The 18,512-nt window shown below is 60.6% G+C and carries 17 protein-coding genes; 13 read left to right on the forward strand and 4 right to left on the reverse strand.

Annotation, left to right across the window (positions count from 1 at the left end):
- Positions 1–496: 496 nt before the first annotated feature.
- Positions 497–1,360 (reverse strand): PRD domain-containing protein, encoded by an 864-nt coding sequence (locus HMPREF2874_RS01590; RefSeq protein ID WP_049344532.1) that lies wholly within the window; start codon positions 1,358–1,360, stop codon positions 497–499.
- Between the two features lie 285 nt (positions 1,361–1,645).
- Between HMPREF2874_RS01590 and HMPREF2874_RS01595 the strand changes: the two genes are divergently transcribed.
- The 9 genes from HMPREF2874_RS01595 (at position 1,646) to HMPREF2874_RS01630 (ending at position 10,631) form a co-directional block, all read left to right on the forward strand.
- Positions 1,646–2,389, forward strand: coding sequence for a response regulator transcription factor (locus HMPREF2874_RS01595; protein ID WP_049344534.1), 744 nt, complete (start codon positions 1,646–1,648; stop codon positions 2,387–2,389).
- Between the two features lie 159 nt (positions 2,390–2,548).
- Entirely contained in the window at positions 2,549–4,210 is a 1,662-nt protein-coding gene (locus HMPREF2874_RS01600; RefSeq protein ID WP_053090124.1) for a sensor histidine kinase, read from the forward strand.
- Positions 4,211–4,363: 153 nt separating this feature from the next.
- Positions 4,364–5,065, forward strand: coding sequence for a TetR/AcrR family transcriptional regulator (locus HMPREF2874_RS01605; protein ID WP_070648700.1), 702 nt, complete (start codon positions 4,364–4,366; stop codon positions 5,063–5,065).
- 348 nt (positions 5,066–5,413) lie between these two features.
- Positions 5,414–7,063, forward strand: a complete 1,650-nt coding sequence (locus tag HMPREF2874_RS09460; RefSeq protein ID WP_246823740.1) for an MMPL family transporter — start codon at positions 5,414–5,416, stop codon at positions 7,061–7,063.
- Positions 7,026–8,105 (forward strand): MMPL family transporter, encoded by a 1,080-nt coding sequence (locus HMPREF2874_RS09465; RefSeq protein WP_246823741.1) that lies wholly within the window; start codon positions 7,026–7,028, stop codon positions 8,103–8,105. Before HMPREF2874_RS09460 ends, HMPREF2874_RS09465 begins: the two co-directional genes overlap by 38 nt.
- 73 nt (positions 8,106–8,178) lie before the next feature.
- Complete coding sequence (locus HMPREF2874_RS01615) at positions 8,179–8,655, forward strand: fluoride efflux transporter FluC (RefSeq protein WP_070648702.1); 477 nt, start codon at positions 8,179–8,181, stop codon at positions 8,653–8,655.
- Positions 8,655–9,107: a fluoride efflux transporter FluC gene (locus HMPREF2874_RS01620; RefSeq protein WP_049344541.1), complete on the forward strand. Its 453-nt coding sequence runs from the start codon at positions 8,655–8,657 to the stop codon at positions 9,105–9,107. The genes HMPREF2874_RS01615 and HMPREF2874_RS01620 overlap by 1 nt, the downstream gene beginning before the upstream one ends.
- A gap of 223 nt (positions 9,108–9,330) precedes the next feature.
- The gene (locus tag HMPREF2874_RS01625) at positions 9,331–9,972 is read left to right on the forward strand and encodes a VanZ family protein (protein WP_049344543.1); all 642 of its coding nucleotides are present in this window, start codon (positions 9,331–9,333) and stop codon (positions 9,970–9,972) included.
- A 32-nt stretch (positions 9,973–10,004) separates the two neighbouring features.
- On the forward strand, positions 10,005–10,631 hold the full coding sequence (locus HMPREF2874_RS01630) for an ArsR family transcriptional regulator (protein ID WP_141754196.1): 627 nt from the start codon (positions 10,005–10,007) through the stop codon (positions 10,629–10,631).
- Between the two features lie 221 nt (positions 10,632–10,852).
- On the opposite strand, the gene HMPREF2874_RS01635 is transcribed toward HMPREF2874_RS01630, so the two are convergent.
- The 3 genes from HMPREF2874_RS01635 to HMPREF2874_RS01645 all read right to left on the reverse strand — a co-directional run bounded on the left by HMPREF2874_RS01635 (position 10,853) and on the right by HMPREF2874_RS01645 (position 13,784).
- A complete protein-coding gene (locus HMPREF2874_RS01635) occupies positions 10,853–11,458 on the reverse strand; it encodes an aquaporin (RefSeq protein ID WP_049332290.1) in 606 nt (201 codons plus the stop codon).
- A gap of 433 nt (positions 11,459–11,891) precedes the next feature.
- Complete coding sequence (argE, locus tag HMPREF2874_RS01640) at positions 11,892–13,121, reverse strand: acetylornithine deacetylase (protein ID WP_070648704.1); 1,230 nt, start codon at positions 13,119–13,121, stop codon at positions 11,892–11,894.
- 120 nt (positions 13,122–13,241) lie between these two features.
- Positions 13,242–13,784: a flavin reductase family protein gene (locus HMPREF2874_RS01645; protein WP_049347522.1), complete on the reverse strand. Its 543-nt coding sequence runs from the start codon at positions 13,782–13,784 to the stop codon at positions 13,242–13,244.
- A 407-nt stretch (positions 13,785–14,191) separates the two neighbouring features.
- Between HMPREF2874_RS01645 and HMPREF2874_RS01650 the strand changes: the two genes are divergently transcribed.
- The 4 genes from HMPREF2874_RS01650 to HMPREF2874_RS01665 all read left to right on the forward strand — a co-directional run bounded on the left by HMPREF2874_RS01650 (position 14,192) and on the right by HMPREF2874_RS01665 (position 18,429).
- A complete protein-coding gene (locus HMPREF2874_RS01650) occupies positions 14,192–16,210 on the forward strand; it encodes a DUF6541 family protein (RefSeq protein WP_049347521.1) in 2,019 nt (672 codons plus the stop codon).
- 181 nt (positions 16,211–16,391) lie between these two features.
- Positions 16,392–17,123 carry a glycosyltransferase family 2 protein gene (locus HMPREF2874_RS01655; protein WP_049347517.1) on the forward strand — a complete coding sequence of 244 codons (732 nt, stop codon included), beginning with the start codon at positions 16,392–16,394 and terminating at the stop codon, positions 17,121–17,123.
- 2 nt (positions 17,124–17,125) lie between these two features.
- The gene (locus HMPREF2874_RS01660; protein ID WP_049332306.1) at positions 17,126–17,503 is read left to right on the forward strand and encodes a DUF2304 domain-containing protein; all 378 of its coding nucleotides are present in this window, start codon (positions 17,126–17,128) and stop codon (positions 17,501–17,503) included.
- Between the two features lie 50 nt (positions 17,504–17,553).
- Positions 17,554–18,429: a glycosyltransferase family 2 protein gene (locus tag HMPREF2874_RS01665; protein ID WP_049332308.1), complete on the forward strand. Its 876-nt coding sequence runs from the start codon at positions 17,554–17,556 to the stop codon at positions 18,427–18,429.
- Positions 18,430–18,512: the final 83 nt, after the last annotated feature.

The raw sequence follows: 18,512 nt of genomic DNA on the forward strand, positions 1-18,512 counted from the left end.
TCACTTTAGGTTTCCGTGACGTTTTTACCGGTGTTGGAATATGGGTTTTCGGGCCTCGAAACGCGTATTTTTAGTGCGTCCGAAAATCTCGAGAAGAAAAGCTTGAAGTGCTCGGAGGATAGTGAGAAGAAGCGCTATTCCGCCCCCAAAATAGAAATATTGATGTTTTAAAGGTGAGTCGCTGGATGAATCTGTCACACGTTTGACATAAAATATCGGAAATCCAAGAAAGCGGAAAAATATTTACAAGGAAAATACCTCGCAGGGGAGGCTGTAATAGTAAAACGTGTGGGATTTAGAAAAACCCAACATTTTTCTGTGGTCTGTCCACGGAATGGTATTTCAGGGGCGCCCCGATTGAAATCGCCACTTTTAAAAGTTACTCGACGCGCTAAAGCGCGATGAAGGCACCCGCCAACATGTATCCTCGTAATCCCGAATATTCACGAATACAATAAGCCGCCTTTAACGGCCACGCCCCGGCCGGTACCGACCGCTACTCCTTGATACCCCACATTTCGCGAGCCAGGCGGGCAATATGAATCGTCAGATAGGTCAGCTCGTCCCGAGTCAGCGAATGATTCAGCTGCATCTGCAACACCAGCAGAACCTTCTGCGCGCAGGCGAAGGCGCGGGGCGCATCCGCACGCAGAGCGGCCAAAAGGCTCGGCTGCGAGACACCATCAATTTCCTGGGGCTCACCCTCTCGACTAGCGCGCACGAAGAGGTAGCGCAGGTGCGTGATAAAGCGGGCCGAGCTCACGGAATCCGAGTCAAGTGTGCGCTCGTAGCTGGCCTCAATAATCTCGAAAACCTGCGCGAACACCTCCGTCATGCGGAAGGCCTGCGACATATCCGCCGTCGCAAATTGCGCGTTGACCAGGTGCAACGCCAGCGGAATGGCCTCGCCGGGATCCATCTGAACCTGCAGGCGCTCGCGCACCGCGGCAATCACCGAACGGCCGTACTCCACCTCGCGCGGGTACAGGAGCGTCACCTCGGGAGCGAGCGGGTAGTCCACGCGCACCCCCTCGCGGGCACGCATCACCGCGTAGTGCATGTGATCAGCCAAGGGAATGATGAAAGAATTCGAGAGCTCCAGCACCCCGTCAGCACGCACGCGTGATTCCAGACCCGTGGCGATGGACAGAATCTCGGCGGGAATCTCGGAAAGGGTCAGGCTGAGACGTTCGCCCGACATGCCCTGCTCGGGCACAAAGGTCTGCTCGACCGCGGCAGGATCAATCATCTGACCCTTGCGCTTACCAAAGGCGATACCACGGCCAATTACTACGGCCTCCTGGCCGAGGTGATTCACGGTGAGGGCGACATTGTTGTTATAGATGCGGCTGATGCGCATGCGCCCTCCTCTGCGGTGATGCGACGGTCGTGCGGTAGTCGGTTATCGGTGCGTAACGCCCGGAAAAAGAGCCGGTGGCGGCACCACGAAAAGCGATTGAGCGTTACCTAATCTAGTACAAATTTTACAGAAGAGACCGGTTGTCTGAAGGGGGTATGAGTCGGTCCAAAGAGAAATCCCTGCAATCTGTGTATCAGCTGTGACCGGCACATGCGTTCCATATGTTTGCCGCGAAAATATTCGTTCGGCACGCCCGAGTGAGATTCCTCGCGGTACCCTAGACCTATGAGCAGTAAAGCAACCGAAATCGCAAAGAACCTTCCCACCCTGGAGCACCCGGATGGTAGCCCCATCCGGGCCCTCGTCGTCGATGACGAGGAGATGCTGAAAGAACTCGTCAGCATGGCTCTGAAGATGATTGGCTGGGAAGTGCAATCCGCCGGCGACGGCCCCTCCGCGCTGAACATTGCCCGCGACTGGCGACCCGATGTGCTGGTGCTGGATATCATGATGCCCGGCTTCGACGGTTTGGAGCTACTCAACCGCATCCGCAAGTTCTACCCCGAGGTGCCCTGCCTGTTCCTGACCGCTAAGGACTCGGTGGATAACCGTATCGAGGGCCTGGCCGCCGGCGCCGATGACTATGTGACCAAGCCCTTCTCCATGGAAGAGGTCATGATTCGACTGCATCGCCTGGTGCAGCGTTCCGGCGTGGCCGCCATCGATGACGCCGAGCTGGTGGTGGGCGACCTGGTGCTGAACCAGGACACCCGCGAGGTCACCCGCGGCGGTGAGCAGATTAACCTCACCGCAACCCAGTTCGACCTGCTGCGCTACCTCATGGAAAACGCGAAGCGCGTGGTCTCCAAGAGCCAGATTCTGGATAACGTCTGGAACTACGATTTTGGCGGCCAGGCCAATATTGTCGAGCTGTACATTTCGTACCTGCGTAAGAAGATTGACGTCGGCCGCGAACCGATGATTCACACGGTGCGCGGTGCCGGTTACGTGCTGCGTCCGGCACTGTAATTTCGACGTCGTTTTCAACGTCTCGGAACGGGTAGGTGCTATCCGTTCCGCACTATCTGCTCAGGTGGCGCGGTATGTTCTGGAGTATGCGAGTATTCCCGAAAATGCCGCGCCACAGTGGTTGTATTCCGTATTTAGAATGTAGAAAGAAAGGTGTTTATGAGCGCCTACACGCCCGGTGATTCCGGCTCCCCCGATGCCGAGCCCACCCGTCGCCTCCGCACCGGTGACACCCGTGATGGCCACACCGGTCTAGGGCGCATAGCCTCGATGAAGCACCTCTACATTCGCTTCCGCGCGGCTTGGCGGAGCATGAAGAACCCCGACGCCTCCCCCGAGGAAATGGGGTACGTGCCGCACCTGCGTTCGCGCCTCATCGCGATCCTGGTGATGGCGCTCGGCGTGGCCTGCCTCATCATTGGTCTGTCCACCTACGTCACCCTGCAGAACTCCCTCTATCAGCAGGCTGAAAGCAACCTCAAGGAAACCAGCCACCGCGTGGTGCAGCCCACCTCGCGCAATGGTAAGCAGGAAGAAGTGGACTGCGACGACCTGAAGAAGGATAAGTCCATTTTCGCGCCCGGCCAGGCCTCGGGAACCCTCATCACCTGTGTGGACTCCGAGGGGTCGGTCGAGATCGCCAGCAAGCTGGGCAGTGATGGTACCATTCAGAGCCTCTCCGCCAACGACCAGGTAACCCTTGGAACCCTGGCCCTGAACTCCACTAAGAGCGAAGAGCGTGAGGTCAAGCTGGAGGCGGGCACCTACCTCATTCGGATTACCCCGAAGGCAAGCAGCGATTCCGACGCGCAGGTGGTTGGCATCCCCCTCCATAACGTGCAGCAGACCCTCACCATCTTTGTGATCGTCGTGTCCATCGGGTCAATCGCCGTGATGGTGGGTGCGGGCGTAGCCGGATCCTACATTATTCGCCGCACCATGAAGCCGCTCGAGCGCGTCTCCGCGGTGGCGACGGATGTGGCGCACCTGGATCTTGAGGAACACACGATTTCATCGGCCGTGCGCGTGGAGCCCCGCGATTCTGACCCTCGCACCGAGGTTGGCGCGGTGGGCTACGCCCTCAACCAGCTGTTGGATAACGTGAACTCGGCGCTGGAGGTACGAGAGAGGACCGAACATCAGATTCGCGCCTTCATTGCAGACGCCTCGCACGAGCTCCGCACGCCGCTGGCGGCCATTAAGGGATACTCCGACATGCTGCGCTGGACCGAACCGCTCAGTGACTCCGGGCAGTCCTCGCTCGCCCGCATCGACTCGCAGACCGAGCGCATGTCTCGCCTCGTGGAGGACTTGCTGACCCTCGCGCGCCTGGATGAGGGGCGTGAACCCAAGCTGGAAACCGTGGACCTGACTGAATTGCTCGTCGAATGTACCTCGGATATGCAGGCAGCCGCCCGCACCCACGTGTGGCACCTGGATGTGCCCCACGAGCCCGTCGAGGTGGTTGCGGACCGCTCGCAGATGCAGCGCGTCATCCTGAATCTGCTCTCGAACGCGCGCAAGCACACGGATGAGGGAACGCGTGTGATTGCGGGACTTTCTGTAGACCACACCCGCCGTGAGGCGGTGATTTCGGTGGTTGATAACGGCCCGGGTATTGCCCCGGACTTCCTGCCGAAAATTTTTGACCGCTTTACGCGTGCGGATAAGGCACGCTCCGGCTCGGACGGTACGACCGGCCTGGGGCTGGCTATCGTGCAGGCTATCGTGCAGGCGCATGGCGGCTCAATTCAGGTGCAGAGCCAGCCCGGACACACCGTCTTTACGGTGCGACTGCCGCTGGAATCCGCCGAATCGTAGGGTGCGGCGGGGTCGGGATGGTAAATCTCGGCGGACAATCGCCATGTAAAGTTTCAATCTACACCTGAGAGTTATTTCCTCCAGTGCAGATATGTGGTGAATCTAACCCGTTTATTATTTGCTGGCAGTGCAAATTGCACGTATTGTGAAACTATGGCAAAACTCGTTGAATCCCCCGCAAACATTGCAGATAAGCGCTCTGCCCGCAAAGCGGAGAATCGCATCGCAATTGTCGAAGCTGCAGAATCCCTCATTCTTGAAGGCGGCTACGGCGCGCTGAACGCCGAAGCGCTCGCCGAACGCGCCGGCGTCTCCCGCCGCACCATCTTTAACCATTTCGCGTCCGTCGACGACGTGTTGGTTACCCGCCTGAACCAGTACTTCAACCGCATCTTTGAAGAGAGCGACTTCACCGTCTCCGGACAGAACCCCAGCATGGAGACCGAGATGCTCTCCATCGCCCGTAACGTTTTCATGAGCAACACCCTGGAGGAGTACATCGCTCCCTTCGCCCAGCTGCTCTACGCGCTCGAGATGGACAGCCCCGCAAAGTTCGAGGAGTACTCCCACGTCATCCTAGAACGCACCTACGACATCTTCCTGGAGAAGTACCTCGAGGCCTACCCCGACCTGCCCTACCTGCGCGTCGCCGTGTTCGCCTCGAACCTCTCCGAAACCATCGGTGAGGGCGTGTACTACTACCTCACCCGCGCTGAAGAAGTGACGGCCAAGGTCGCGGCAGAAGCACCCGAAGGCACCCACCCTGAAACGCTCGCTATCGAAGCGATGCGCCAGTGCGTTCTCGAGGCCCTCGACTACCTGGGTCGCCTGGTCCAGGGCGAATTTGCAGCCTAAAAACGTAAAACACTAGTAGACGGATACTCCCGTTCCGGGGTCTTCCGACAGGTGGCCACACGGCACCTAACGGGGACATCTGGAGCGGGAGTACGCGTCTGTTTTGTCTCTACAGCTGACCTGCCTGACGATGCATTCGCAAGACCTGGAAGTCGCACGCCGCGACCCGCTTATTCACCGATCCTTCTACCCCACCTCAAGGAATTCATCATGGCAACATGGCTTTATCGCATCGGCAACTTCGCCGCCCGCCGAGCGTGAGCCGTTATCCTCACTTGGGCGCTTGTCATCGCGGGTGTAGCCGGCGCCTACACCGCGTTCCACGGCAAGCTCAGTAACACCTTCACCATGCCCGGAACGCAGACCCAGCAGCTCTCCGACGAGCTCGCCCAGCGCTTCCCCAGCGCCAACCGCGGCTCCGGGCAGATCATCCTCACTACGGGCGACGGCACCGCCCTCACCGAGGAACAGAAGCAGGCGTTCTCCACCGCGCTGAACAAGCTCACCGGCGAGGTTTCTTCCGTGGATGCGGTCACCGACCCGTTCACTACCACCTCCAAGCTTGCCGAGGCAAAAACCCAGCTCGACGAGGCGCACGCCAAGATTGACGCCGCCCCCGCCCAAATTGAGGACGGTAAAAAGCAGCTGAGTGCCGCCGCATCCCAGATTGAAGAGGGCACCAAGCAGATTGCCGAGAATGAGAAGAAGCTCGACGACTCGCAGGCGCAGATTACCTCGGGGCAGGAGCAGCTAGCCTCCGCACAGAAGCAGCTGGACGATGCCCAGGCGCAGCTGAAGAACGGCTACGCTCAGGCTGAGGCGGCAGGCTCACCCGCCGAGATGATGGAACAGCTGAACGCGCAGCAGGCGCAGCTGACCGCGCAGCAGAACGCCCTCAACCAGCAGCGTGAAACCCTGACTGAAAGCCAGAAGCAGGTCGATGCGGGTCGCTCGGAAATCGCCTCCAAGAAGGAGGAACTGGCCGAGGGCCAGAAGAAGCTGGACGAACAGCGCACTCAGTTGCAGAAGACCGAGAGCGAGCTGCCCGCCCAGCGTGAGCAGCTGGAGCGCCAGCAGAAGCTGTACGACTTCGCCTCCGGCTACCGTATGGTTTCGGAGGATCAGTCCACGGCGATTGCGACTGTCTCGTTTAAGAAGAAGATTTACGAGGTGCCGTCCGCCGAATTGCAGAAGGTCATGTCTGATATTGAGTCAGCGGACCTGCACGGGGCGACCGTCCAGTTCGACGCGAACCTGAGTGAATCCGCGCTTGGGGGTGGCTCGCACACCGGTGAGGTTGCGGGTATGGCCATCGCCTTCATCGTGCTCATGGTCATGCTCGGTACCCTCGTGGCGGCCGGCCTGCCGATTCTGATGTCTCTGGTGGGCGTGGTGGTGGGTGTGCTCGGCACGCTCTCCCTCTCGTCCGTCGTGGAGATGAGCTCTACCGCCTACACCCTGGGCCTGATGCTTGGTCTGGCGGTCGGCATCGACTATTCCCTGTTCATTCTGAACCGATACCGCACGAACCTGCTGGAGGGCATGCCGAAGGTTCAGGCGATTGCCCTGGCGAACGGAACGAGCGGTAATGCCGTGATTTTTGCGGCGACCACCGTGATTATTGCGCTGGTGGCGCTGAACGTGACCGGTATTCCCTTCCTGGGCGTGATGGGTAACGCCGCCGCGTTCTGCGTGGTCGTTGCCGCCCTGATTGCGGTTACCCTTACCCCGGCGGTGCTGTCCGTGGTGGGCACCAAGATCATGCCGAAGAAGCTGTGGGCTTCCATCGATACCCCGCAGAAGATTGCGGAGCGCCGCGCGCAGGATGCCGAACGCACCGAGAAGTCCAATGGCTGGTTGCGCCTCGTGCTGGCGCGTCCGCTGCTGACCCTGGTGGTCGGTACTGTGGCGCTGCTGGCGGTCGCCGCCCCCATGTCGCAGATGCGTCTGGGCCTGCCGGATGCCTCGGCCGGATGCCTCGAACTACTCCTCCGATAGCGCCGCGTATAAGTCGTACGCACTCATCAAGGACAAGTTCGGTGAGGGTATGAGCTCTCCGCTGGTTGCGGTCGCGCACACCCCCGCGAACATGAGCGAGGAGCAGGCTCAGCAGGCGCAGATTGATATCGCCTCTGCGGTCAAGGAACGCGGCGGCGCGAACGTGCAGGCTGTGGTTCCCGGCGGCATGACGGACGACCGTACCCTCATGATTTTCCAGGTGATTCCTGACCACAGTGCAAGCTCCGTGGAGACTGAAGAGCTCGTCCACGAGCTGCGAGCCGTGACCGTTCCGGTTCAGGGCTCTGAGGTGTCTCTAGGCATTGCGGGTCAGACCAGCGGCAATATTGACGTCTCCGAGGTGCTCGCGCAGAAGCTACCCCTGTACCTGGGCGTGGTGATGGGCCTGTCCTTCCTGGTGCTGATCCTGGTGTTCCGCTCGATTCTGGTTCCGCTGGTTGCCTCGATGGGCTTCCTCTTCTCGGTGCTGGCAAGCTTCGGTGCCGTCGTGTCGATTTACCAGCTGGGCTTCATGAGTTCCCTCTTCGGGGTGGACCACCCGGGCCCGGTGCTGTCCTTCCTGCCGACCCTGCTCATTGGTATTCTCTTCGGCCTTGCCATGGATTACCAGATGTTCCTGGTGACCGGCATGCGTGAAGCATACGTGCACGGTAAGGACGCGGCGACCGCCATTGTGAGTGGCTATAACCACGCGGTGCGCGTGGTGGTGGCTGCCGCGATCATCATGATTTCGGTGTTTGGCGGCTTCATCTTCGCTGAATCGACCATGATTCGCCCGATGGGCTTCGGCCTGGCGTTCGGTGTGCTGGTGGATGCGTTCATCGTGCGCATGACGCTGACCCCGGCGATTATGGCTCTGCTGGGCGATAAGGCGTGGTGGATGCCGAAGTGGCTGGACCGCCTCACCCCGAATATGGACGTTGAGGGCGCCGCACTGAGTGAGAAGATTCAGCACGAGCGAGAGTCTGCCGGTTGCAGGCTCGGACAACAAACTCAGGTGACAAGCTCGAGTAGCCGCTAAAGTATTAGTATGCGTTTGCGCACCACGGCGCACACTGAAGACTAATACGACTCGAAAGGGCAGGTACACGGTGATGAGGAACCGCGTGAGTATCCGGCAGAGGATAGGGGCCGTTCTAAACCGTGTACCTGCCCCTTTTCTTGTCTTTTTGGGCGGCGGCCTGGGTGCGCTGTGCCGCGTGCACACCCCAGGTGGCGTACTGGTGGCGAATCTTCTGGGCTCGTTCACCATGGGTTTGCTGACGGTTCTATGGAACGCGTACGCGGCGCGCGATGGTGAGGATCGAATTCACTCCTTCCGCCTGCTCTTTGGTGCCGGAATGATGGGTGGCTACACGACCTATTCGTCTATTGCCGCGGTCATGGCGCAGACGATTTTTCTGCCGTATACGGTGCACGGCGGGTACATGGTACTGGCGATTCTGGTGCTGCTGGTGGGTGGCCTGGCGGCCGCAGCCTCCGGCATGCTCGTGGGCCGCATGCTGGCCGCGAGGCTGGTGCACGTCTCACCCAGCGAGGAGCCGGGGACCGAACACGAGGAGGGCCGCTAATGTTTTTCTCCCTGATGATTTTTCTCTGCGGCGGTCTGGGAGCGATGACCCGCTTCTTCCTGGATAAGGCGATGTCTCCTCGCCTGCGCACGGAGTCCTCGATTATTAGCCCGGTGTTCGTCATTAACCTGGTGGGTTCATTCCTGTACGGCCTGCTGATTATGCCGGTGTCGAATCCGCGTGCGCTGGGCGTGCACTACAACGCTACGGATCAGGTGGCGTTCTGGTGCACGGTGATTACGACCGGCATGCTGGGTGGTTTTACGACCTTCTCGACCGCCATGGTAGAGGCCTTGACGGCTCGCTCCGAGGGGAAGACCGTCAAGTTCCTGATGCTGTGGCTGGTGCAGGTTTTGGGTGCCGTGGTGGCCGCGATTGTGGGCGCCTGGCTGTTTAGCCTGATTTTTGGGCGCTATATCGCGCCGGTGTTCCCGCCGGATGTTCTGTACTGATGCGCTGAGTCGTTAGACGGTTTAATAGTGAACGGCTACCGCACAGCTTTTTCACAGCTTTACTAAGGGTGACCCATAGAGCCGTCTTTTACACTGGTGGTGAACGATATGCGACGGGCACGAACAGAAGCCCGCTATATACCACCTAAAATATATGAATGAACAGATATATATGCGGGTGGAGTGCATATATTTCAATCTCACGACGCTAGGAACACACGGCATGCAGGAACTACTGAATAAGCACATGATAGGCACCTTCGCCCTTGAAATTGCGGTGCTCACAATCGCTCTGACCCTCATCGGGTTTGTGGCGATGCGCCTGCGCGCCAAGAAGACCGGTCGAGCGCACAGCATCCGCCAGTACTTGCTGACTGCGTCCTTTGCGCTGTTCCTTGCTTCTATTCTTTCTCTGACGCTCACCCCGATCGGTAGCGCAAATAGCGTCACAAACCCCGAGCTGTACTACCCGCGCTTCTACGTGGGCTGGAGCTGGCAGCAGGCCTGGAACCTGACCGAAGGCATGGGTCTGCGCCGCTTCGCGACGACCGTGTACGCACAGCTCTTCTTCAACATCGCGATGTTCATTCCGCTGGGCTTCTTCACCGCGGGCTGCCTGCGCTGGGGACTACGCGCCACGGCTCTGAGCGGCTTCGCGCTGTCGACCTTCATTGAGCTGAGCCAGCTGACCGGTAACTGGGGCCTGGCAGGCTTCACCTACCGCACCTTCGACGTGGACGATATCGTGAACAACACCACCGGTGCGGTCCTTGGCGCGGTCTGCGTCTGGACGGTGCGCGCAATTCAGAAGCACCGCGCGGCTAAGCACGAGCGGGTACTGGAGATGGCATCCGCCGCGGCGTAGCAGATTCTTGGATTGCCAGATGTTTTCATAACATGATTGATATAATTCATGTTATGAAAACGTCTGCTCCTAGCCTCCTTCCCATCTTGCGTAGTGACCTGCAGGGTGAAGTGATGGCATTGCTGTTCTCTCACCCTGAGCAGCAATACACGGTGTCACAGATTGCTGATGCGACACGTGCATCATTGCCGACTGTTTCCCGAGAAGTGAATCGTCTAAATCAATCTGGTCTGGTGACTGTCCAGAATGTTGGCAAGGCCCGCATGGTGCAAGCTAAGGTTGATAATCCTGTGGGCCAGGCGATGCGTCAGTTGATTCTGGTAACTTATGGTCCTGTTCCGGTGCTCCGGGATACTTTGCAGGGTGTTTCCAATATTGAGGGTGCCGCTATTTATGGCTCGTGGGCTAGCCGTCGTTCTGGGGTGGCCGGGCACGTGCCGAACGATATTGATGTACTGGTTGTTGGTTCCCCTTCGCGTCAGAAGCTATATGAGGCTATCGATGATGCTGAGCAGAAGCTTGGCTATGAGGTGAATGTGAAGCGGCTATCTCCTGAGGCTTGGAACTCGCAGGATGGCTTCGTGCAGACTGTGCGGTCGCGTCCTATGGAGGTTCTCTTTGGGCAGCTGGAGGTGAATGATGTCGACGCTGAAGCCTAAGCTGGGACCTTTCTATACTGTATTTCTTTTCGGCACCCCTGAATGAACCTCCTTCCGTGAGGTAGACGCAACGAACCCCTCATTTTCATAACCTGACCGATATTGTGCAGGTTATGAAAATGAGGGGTTCGCTGTTTTTAGATGAAACCTCGCCGGATATATCTATTCAGATAAACCCGGCTCGATGAAACCCTATACAGGGAAGTTCTCGGGCGGGAAGACTACTCGTCCTCGGTCACCCGGTTCACGACGCGGGTGCTACGGTTTGCCTTCACCTCTTCGGGGAGTAGGACCGGCATGGGACCGGTCGGGGTGTAGGTTGCCGCGCGTGCCGCCGCGGTAGCGTGGGTGTCCTCAAACTCGGGGATAACCTCGGCGCTGGGTGCGCGGTACAGGTGGCTATTTGCCCACCATGCGAAGAGCAGAACCACAACCGCCAGGGCGGTGGAAACGAACAGCCACGGGCTGACCTGACCCTCGTAGTAGAGCTTGAAGAATGCGCCACCCATGAAACCGCCGGCAATCGGGCCGCAGATCGGAACCCACGCGTAGAACCAGCGTGAGGTGCCCTTATCGTGGATGGGCAGCAGGGCGTGCATGAGGCGCGGACCGAAGTCACGGGCGGGGTTCAGGTGGCCGCCGGAGTAGGCGTGGGAGGCGTAGACGCCGAAGGTGACGGCGAAGCCCCAGCCGAAGGCGATGGTGAAGAAGTTGTCGCCGTGGCCTTTGGAGCGGCGGAGTTCGACGTTGGCGATGACGCCGCAGCCGATGGTGCACATGATGAGCGTGCCAAGAAATTCAGCAAGGTAGGGGCTAATAGTGTACACAGGGTGTCCTTCAGGTAGTGAACTGCGGGTGGTATACCGGGATTCGGTCGGGTGCGCAGTGCCGAGCGTGAGGGAGGTGTGGTTTTGTGTGGGGTTATACCGCCCGGGCGGTGGGGTTAACCTTTGGCATCTATGGAACCCTGAATGCCCTTACTGGGCAATACTTTAGTGTTATTTCACCCTTATAGATAAGCTATTTTTGGGTTTTTTATTTAAAAATAAATGTGGTGGATGCGGGAAAAATCGGGCGTAGTTCACAGGGGGGACGTGTGGTGTGCAGACTCCCGTGTCGGCCTGCATAAAACACAAAACTGCCCGGGCCCCTCAATTGGGTGCCCGGGCAGTTTTCTGTCATCTCTTTATGGTTTTTGTGCGGCTTATATGAGCCGCAGTGAGCTGAGTTTTACGCCGCTACACGGTTGCTATTTGGCCGCTACTTTGCGCTCGCCCAGCCGAGGATGGCCTCGAAGAAACGCTCACATTCGCGTAGCTGCTCCAGCTCAATCCACTCGTTGGGGGAGTGAGCCTGCGCAATATCGCCGGGGCCGCAGATGATGCTCTCCACACCGGCGCGCTGGAACTGGCCCGCCTCGGTGCCGTAGGTGACCTTCTGCGGCGCATCGTTGGTGCCGAGCCACTCGTGGGCGAGGCGCACGATGGGCGCATCGTCTTCGGTGCCCAGGCCCGGCACGGTGGCTAGCAGTTCGTGCTTCACGCCCACGCGGGAGGTGAGGCTACCGGGCTCCGCGCCGGTCAGCTTCTCGGCGCGTGCGGCGCGCGCCTGCAGGTCGGGCAGAATCACCTCGGAAATCTCGCGGTCAATGCGCTCGACGAAGGACTCGGTGGTCACCCGCGGCAGGGTGCGCACATCGTACTCGAGCACGGCCTGCTCAGCGACGATGTTGTACTGCAGGCCGCCGTTTGCCAGGTTCACGCTGCCGGTGGAGTGGGGAATGATGAACGCCTCGTCGAAGGGGCCTTCCTCCTCCCACTCATCGGCCATGTCGGTGAAGAAGGTGATGAACTCGCCGGCGGCGGCGACGGCGTTCACGCCGTGGGTTGCGAGGGAACCGTGCTTGGGCACGCCGGTGATGGTAACGCGGCCGCGGTGCGCGCCCTTGTGTGCGTCGATAATGCGCATGCTGGAGGGCTCACCCACAATCGCGTAGTCGGGGGCGAGGTCGCGGGCCACGAATTCCTCGATGAGGGAGGGAGCGCCGACGCAGCCGATCTCCTCGTCGTAGGAGAAGGCGAAGTGCAGGGGCACGCGCAGCTTCGCCTCGGCAACGCGCGGCAGCAGCCAGAGCGCGACAGCGATGAAGCCCTTCATATCGCACACGCCGCGACCGTAGGCGCGGGTACCCTCCACGCGTAGGGTGAACGGGTCGCTGGCCCAGTCCTGACCGGCGACGGGCACGACGTCGGTGTGGCCAGAGAGGACGAGCCCGCCGCGGGTGGTGCCGTCCGCTGCGGGGACGGTGATGAAGAGGTTAGCGCGGGTGCCGTCCTCGTTGTAGGTGCGCACGCCGCTGTAGCCGTAGCGGCCGAATTCGGCTTCGAGAAGCTCGATGAGTTCCAGGTTGGAGCTGCCGGAGACGGTGGGGATAGAGACAAGCTTTTCGAGCCAGGGGAGGGACGCCGGCTGAGTGGTCTGTGCGGTCATGAGGAACCTTTCTGCTGTGCGTTTGTGCCCGGGGTGGCTACGTTCAGGGTACGCCGCGGGGCGGTATTCGTCGCGTGGTCGCCGCCGAATACCGCCCCGTGAATGGCCTGAGCGGCCGGACTAGATGACGTAGTTGTTGACGTTGGAGTGATCGCCGAGCGCGTGGAAGTTGCGCGAGTGGTAGACGAGCGGGGTGCCCTCGCAATCGTTGCGGATAAACTCCTCAACCTGGGCGGTGAAGACGAGCGCGGGGCCCGCCTCAACGCGGCTGAGGGGGGTTGCGCGCAGCACGCGGCGCACGCCGTGGACGAGGGGCTCACCGGTGTGGACGAATTCCCACGCGGCCGGGTCGGCGAAGCGGGGGTAGTCGTGGGTCGCGAAGTTCTTAGCGAGGGTGACATTCTCAGCGTCGAGCATGTGCACGAGGAAGGAGGAAGCCGCAGCAATCTTTGCCGCGGAGCCGCTGTTGGCCTTGAGGGAGAAGGCGATGATGGGCGGTTCGGCGGCGACGGAGGTCAGGGAGGAGGCGGTGAAGCCTGCGGGTTCGCCGTTTTCGTCGGTGGCGGTGATGATGGCGACGCCGGCGGGCTGGTGGCCGAAGGCGAGCTTGAACTGCTCGGAGGTGTCGGCGATGGGTGCCTGTGCTGCAATGGTTTCGGTCATGATCGACCCTTTCTTCTGCGGCTGCGTGGGTTCGGCCCGGGTTGTGTGTGCGGGCGGTTCCCGTGAGTAGGGGAGATATGTTCAGGGTAAAGCTTTGGTGTAGCGAATACCTTATTTATTGCCCTATGTTTCTTAGGCCTACCTTTCATGACGGGAGGGGCGAAATATTACGTCATATTCGGGGGTGTGCAGGGGATGCGGAGGCACCCGGCGGGGTTTGCGCGGGAGAGCCCCCTGCTTCACCTCGAGGGTCGCCTCCGCGGGGCCTTAGACGGGTTTTGCGGGGGTCTTCTGGGGGTTTCTCGGGGGTGTAGAGGCCTCTAAGGTATCCTTGCTTGGTACACGAAAGCGCACCGGGCCCCCGCACGAGGGGTTTCAGGGCGTTCACTGTGGTGAGATGAGGGTTTATGAGCTGGTTGGCAACTATTCCGCTGCTGCTTTTCGCGGTCGTGGTGGCATTCGTTCCCGGATACGCGATGGGCTGGGCGTTGCGCATCCCCGCGCGTCTGCGCATCTTCCTCTCCCCGCTCCTGACTTTTGCCCTGGTGGCTGTCTCGGCGATTGTGCTGGGTAAGACCGGCATCGCGTGGAGCCTGATTTCCTTCGTCGTGGTCGCGGCCGTGCTGGTGGCTGCGGCGGCGGGCCTGATGTGGTTGGTAGGCCGCCGCTGGCCCTCGGCCGTAGCGGGTTCCGACGAATCCTCGGTGAGCTGGCCGGGTAACACGGTGCCGCTTTCCTGGCCCGTGGTGGGCGCCCTGCTGGGCGGTTTCTTGACCCTGCACGCGACCCAGCATATGGTCTTTGGCCCGGAGGCCTTCTCTCAGACCCTGGATAATTCCTTCCACCTGAACGCGATTCGCTGGATCCAGGAGCACGGCGACGCCTCGAGCCTGACCATGGGTGCGGTTTCCGGAACGAACCAGGAACCGTACTTCTACCCCGCCGGTTGGCATGATTTCGTGTACCTGATTTACAACACGACCGGCACGAGCATCGCGACCGCAACCATCGTCATGGTGCTACTGGTGGCGGGCGTCATCTGGCCCTGCTCCCTGGTTGCGATGTGCCTGAGCATCCCGCATCTACGTCGCCTGCAGGCGCTCGCTATTCCGGCGTTGACCTGCGGTTTCTTTGCTTTCCCCGGTCTGCTGCTGTTCTGGGGTGTGCTCTTCCCGAACCTTTTGGGCTATGCCCTGCTCCCCGCCTTTGTGGCGCTGCTATCGCACATGATTCAGGTCATGGTGCATCGCGAGTACTCCGTCGTTCTCTCCCTGTCCCTGACGATTCTGGTGGGCCTGGGCGGCCTGGCCCTGGTGCACCCGAACGCGGTGGTTTCTGCGGCGGTATTCGCCGTGCCCATGCTCCTCGGCGGTGTGGTTCAGATGTGGCGCGTCCACGACGCCTCCGTGCGTGAGCGTCTGGTGGGTACCGGCGTTCTGGTTGCGCTGATTGCCGGATGCGTGACTGCCTGGTCCGTGCTGCGCCCGAGCGAGGACGCCAGCGACCTGTGGACCGCCGTCATGAGCGAGGGCGAGGCGGTCTACCAGTTCCTGTTCCTGGGCCTGGAGAACGCGAACCCGCTGGGCGGTAATTTCGCTCCCGCCTACCTGATGGGTTTCCTGGCCCTGTGGGGCGTGGGGTACCTGCTGTACAAGCGCCGCAACCTGTGGCTGATTGGCAGCTGGATGCTCGTCGGCTACATGTGGATTATCGCGGCTTCGGTGCCGCGCGGTGACTTCCGCCTGCTGATGGTGGGCCCCTGGTACACGGACCACTTCCGCCTGGCGGCCCTGGTGGTGTTCCCCTCGGTGCTTCTGGCCGGTATCGGCCTGGGCGGCGCCCTGGAGGGTGCGCTCTCCTGGGTGGTTCGTCGCGTTCCGCGCACGGCACGCCTGAACGTGGCGACGGCCGGCATGGGTGTCACCGCGGTGCTGGTGCTGGTGGTCGCCGGCCTGTCCTCGCGAACCCCCGCGATGCACGACGCGACCCTGGTGGTCGCTCAGCGGTACCAGGTGACCCCGACCTCCGAGGTCTTGAACCAGGACGAGATGAACGTCATTAACGAGATCCCGAAGATTGTGCCCAAGGGCGACACCATCGTGAACAACCCCTGGGACGGTAGCGCCTACATTTACGCGCTGGCCGACCGCCACCTGACCAGCTACCACTTCGAGTTCAAGATTTCTCCGAAGTATGCGGCAATCATCAACGATTTGAAGGATGCCCGCACGAACCCGGAGGTCTGCCGCGAGGTGAACGAGTACAAGGCCCACTGGTACGTGCACCTGGAAAACCAGGGCAACTTCGGCCCCAGCGAGCAGAAGAACTACGACGGCTTGGTGGCCGCTATCGATACGGATGTTCTGACCCCGGTGTACTCCTCCGGCCCGATGACTCTGTACCGTATTAGCGCCTGCGACAACTAGACGCAGGCAGCAACTCCGCCCGGGATGTATGCGCCCGGGGAGGGGCCGCATCGCGGTCTTGATTCTGTGACGAATCCTAATGCCGCTGAAGCACTGATATGATGAAAGCCGGTATGTCCACTGGACATGCCGGCTTTCGCACGCACGGTATGACACATTCGTTAGGAGGGGTAGCAGCCCTATGGGATCTCCCACATCGCCTCATACCCCTCGCACGCTGGTGATTATGCCCGCCTGGAACGAGGAAGAAGCACTGCCCGGCACCATCGCCGAGCTGCAGGAGACGGTGCCCTACGTGGACCTGGTGGTGGTCAATGACGGCTCCACCGACAACACCTCCGCTGTGGCTCGTGAGGCGGGCGCTTTTGTGATTGACCTGCCCTACAACATGGGTGTGGGTGCCGCTATGCGCACCGGCTATAAGTACGCGCAGCGCACGGGCTACGACTACGCCATGCAGGTGGACTCGGACGGCCAGCACCACCCCGAGAGCATCCCCTCGCTGATTGATGCGGTGCAGGATTACGATATTGTGATTGGGTCCCGCTTCGCCGAGGGCTCTGATGACTACGAGGTGTCCGGCCCGCGCAAGTGGGCGATGAGCCTGCTGTCTTTCCTGTTCACCCGCTCGGCGGGTACCCCGTTCACGGACGTGACGAGCGGCTTTAAGATCGCTAACCGTCGCGGTATCGACTTTTACTGCCGTAACCTGCCCGCCGAATACCTGGGCGATACGATCGATATCACCGCCATGGCGATTAGCAATGGCCTGCGGGTGCGTCAGGTGCCGGTGCACATGCGTGAACGTCAGGGGGGTACGCCCTCCTCCGGTCCGCTGAAGTCTGCTGTCTATCTGGTTCGCTCGCTGTTCTCCTACGGCATTTCGGTGAGCCGCCGCCGGGAGGAGAAGTAGCCGTGAGTGCCAGTGTTTTCTTCTTGATTCTTGCCATCCTGGTCTGCACCTTCGTGGTGGTTCAGGTGCGTCATCAGCGCATGAAGGAACGGTACGCCGCTCTGTGGCTGATTATCGGTGCCATCATCATCGTGCTGGGCGCCTTCCCGAATCTCCTCAACGGTGTGGCGGACTTCGTGGGCGTGGCCCTGCCGGTGAATCTGCTGTTCCTCCTGTCGATTCTGTTGCTGATGGGCGTGAGTATTCACCTGACCCTGGAGCTGTCACGCCTGTCGGAGAAGACCCGCATCCTGGCCGAGGAAGTCGCCATCCTAAAGGCGCTTCAGGAGCAGCCGGAGGGCGCCTCCGGTGCGAGGAAGCGCGACCAGCAGGACTCTTAAAGCTTTACCGTCGAGACTTTTCACCCCTTTGTGAGTTGGAGTAATACCCCATGACCGTTGATATTTTGTTCCCGTACTACGGCGACGTTGCCATGATGAAGCAGGCCGTGCTGTCCGTGGTCGGTCAGACCAACCCGGACTGGCGCCTGATCGTGGTGGATGACGGCTACCCGGACGACTCGATTCCCGGCTGGTTCGAGTCCCTGAAGGACGAGCGCATCACCTACATGCGCAACGAAACCAACCTGGGTGCGAACGCAAACTACCGCAAGTGCCTGACCTTCGTGGAGAACGAACTGGTCACCGTCATGGGTGCCGACGACGTCATGCTCCCCAACTACGTGCAGTGGCTCGTGGATGCGGCGGCTAAGCACCCTGAGGCGTCCATCTTCCAGCCCGGCGTGGTCGTCATCGACGAGCACAACGGCCTGTCGAACACCCTGGTGGAGCAGACTAAGGCGTTCTACCGCCCCAAGGGTGAGGCCGTGCTGAAGGGCGAAGAGCTGGCCGTCTCGCTGCTGCGCGGCGCGTGGTTCTACTTCCCGTCCCTGGGCTGGCGTGCGGACGCCATCGTGGGCACCGGCTTCCGTGAGGGCCTGAACGTCATCCAGGACATGGCGCTGATTCTGGACATCACGATGCGCGGCGGCTCCCTGTACTACGACCCGCAGGTCGCGTTCATGTACCGTCGTCACGGTGGTTCCGACTCGTCCTGGCGTGCCCTGGAGGGCACCCGCTTTGAGGAGGAGCGCCGCTACTACAACACCATGGTCGAAGAGATGAGCGCCCTGGGCTGGAAGAAGGCCGCCCGCGTGGCTCGTATTCGCTTCTCCTCGCGCGCTCACGCGCTGACCCTGCTGCCGAAGGCGGCCCTGGCGAAGAAGTGGCAGGGCGTGAAGAACCTTGCCGAGCACGTGGTGAAGTAAACCCTATACGTGTGCGATGCGTCGTACATCCTACGGTGGATGTGCGGCGCATCTGCGTATGGAATGATTGGTTGAGTGACAGC

The organism is Rothia sp. HMSC068F09, from assembly GCF_001812775.1.
Classification (GTDB): Bacteria; Actinomycetota; Actinomycetes; order Actinomycetales; family Micrococcaceae; genus Rothia; species Rothia mucilaginosa_A.

Bases quoted from the DNA above. Each gene is read 5' to 3' on its own strand.
- HMPREF2874_RS09460 (WP_246823740.1), top strand. From the start codon at position 5,414: ATGCCCGGAACGCAGACCCAGCAGCTCTCCGACGAGCTCGCCCAGCGC.
- HMPREF2874_RS01655 (WP_049347517.1), top strand. From the start codon at position 16,392: ATGGGATCTCCCACATCGCCTCATACCCCTCGCACGCTGGTGATTATG.
- HMPREF2874_RS01590 (WP_049344532.1), bottom strand. From the start codon at position 1,360: ATGCGCATCAGCCGCATCTATAACAACAATGTCGCCCTCACCGTGAAT.
- HMPREF2874_RS01595 (WP_049344534.1), top strand. From the start codon at position 1,646: ATGAGCAGTAAAGCAACCGAAATCGCAAAGAACCTTCCCACCCTGGAG.
- HMPREF2874_RS01605 (WP_070648700.1), top strand. From the start codon at position 4,364: ATGGCAAAACTCGTTGAATCCCCCGCAAACATTGCAGATAAGCGCTCT.
- HMPREF2874_RS01645 (WP_049347522.1), bottom strand. From the start codon at position 13,784: ATGACCGAAACCATTGCAGCACAGGCACCCATCGCCGACACCTCCGAG.
- HMPREF2874_RS01650 (WP_049347521.1), top strand. From the start codon at position 14,192: ATGAGCTGGTTGGCAACTATTCCGCTGCTGCTTTTCGCGGTCGTGGTG.
- HMPREF2874_RS01620 (WP_049344541.1), top strand. From the start codon at position 8,655: ATGTTTTTCTCCCTGATGATTTTTCTCTGCGGCGGTCTGGGAGCGATG.
- HMPREF2874_RS01625 (WP_049344543.1), top strand. From the start codon at position 9,331: ATGCAGGAACTACTGAATAAGCACATGATAGGCACCTTCGCCCTTGAA.
- HMPREF2874_RS09465 (WP_246823741.1), top strand. From the start codon at position 7,026: ATGCCTCGGCCGGATGCCTCGAACTACTCCTCCGATAGCGCCGCGTAT.
- HMPREF2874_RS01665 (WP_049332308.1), top strand. From the start codon at position 17,554: ATGACCGTTGATATTTTGTTCCCGTACTACGGCGACGTTGCCATGATG.
- HMPREF2874_RS01615 (WP_070648702.1), top strand. From the start codon at position 8,179: ATGAGGAACCGCGTGAGTATCCGGCAGAGGATAGGGGCCGTTCTAAAC.
- HMPREF2874_RS01630 (WP_141754196.1), top strand. From the start codon at position 10,005: ATGATTGATATAATTCATGTTATGAAAACGTCTGCTCCTAGCCTCCTT.
- argE (WP_070648704.1), bottom strand. From the start codon at position 13,121: ATGACCGCACAGACCACTCAGCCGGCGTCCCTCCCCTGGCTCGAAAAG.
- HMPREF2874_RS01600 (WP_053090124.1), top strand. From the start codon at position 2,549: ATGAGCGCCTACACGCCCGGTGATTCCGGCTCCCCCGATGCCGAGCCC.